The sequence below is a fragment of the Tetzosporium hominis genome (assembly GCF_002265435.1).
GTDB lineage: Bacteria > Bacillota > Bacilli > Bacillales_A > Planococcaceae > Chryseomicrobium > Chryseomicrobium hominis.
Map to the genome: position 1 here is coordinate 1 of NZ_NOKQ01000127.1, position 926 is coordinate 926.

1 protein-coding gene is annotated in these 926 nt (G+C 43.5%); it reads left to right on the plus strand.

Annotated elements, in window-relative coordinates:
* Nucleotides 1-81: 81 nt before the first annotated feature.
* Nucleotides 82-926: IS21 family transposase (istA, locus tag CF394_RS00690; protein WP_165767415.1), on the plus strand; the 845-nt coding region annotated here is incomplete at its 3' end.

Consider the following 926-nt stretch of genomic DNA (forward strand, 5'->3'; position numbering starts at 1 on the left):
AAGAAAAGCCACTTGTCAGCATCTCTCCATACAATTAAACTCTCTGATATTGGGCTAACAATATTCAGGGAGGTACAGGGAGTGCTAACAGTGACTGACATCAAGTATATCAGACAAGAAGTGAATCAAAAAGGTAGAAAATATGCAGAAGTAGCAAGAAGTATGAACCATGATGAGAGAACCGTAAAGAAATATGCAGACATGGAAGACTGGAGCGAAGAACGTCCGAAGACTACTCGAAAGCCAAGGGTTATGGGAGAAGCTAGACCCATAATCGATAAGTGGTTGGAGGAAGATGCGACTAAGAAAAAGAAGTTTCGTCGGACTGCCAAGAGAATGTTCGATGTGTTGGTGAAGGAACATGGATACAACGGATCTTATCGTTCTATCCGCGATTATGTACGAAAAAAGAAACAGCAGATGGGACAATCAACAGAGGCTGCCTTACCACTTGAAAGCATACCAGGAATAGCACAAGTTGATTTTGGAGAAGCACCATTTGTATACAGGGGTAGGTCTGTCGATCTTTCCTACTTAGCGCTCTCGTTCCCCTTCAGCAACACGTTCTATTTTCAAGTGTTCCAGTCGCAGAACCGAGAGTGTTTCTTAGAAGGCTTAAAGCGAATCTTTCACCATCTCGGTGGTGTCCCTAAGACAATTCGCTTCGATAACTTGAGTCCAGCTGTCAAAAAGGTCCTTCCTTATGGTGAGCGAGTATTGACTGACGAGTTCGAACGATTCGTCTTACACTATGGTTTTTCCACTGAGTTCTGTAATCCAGGTAGTGGGAACGAAAAAGGTCACGTTGAAGCCATGGTCAAATACATACGTAACAACTTTTTATTGCCAGAGATACATGTGGCAGATCTTGAGCGTTTGAACGAGACCTTCTGGACTGCAGCTGAAGAAGACAGGAATCGCAAGCA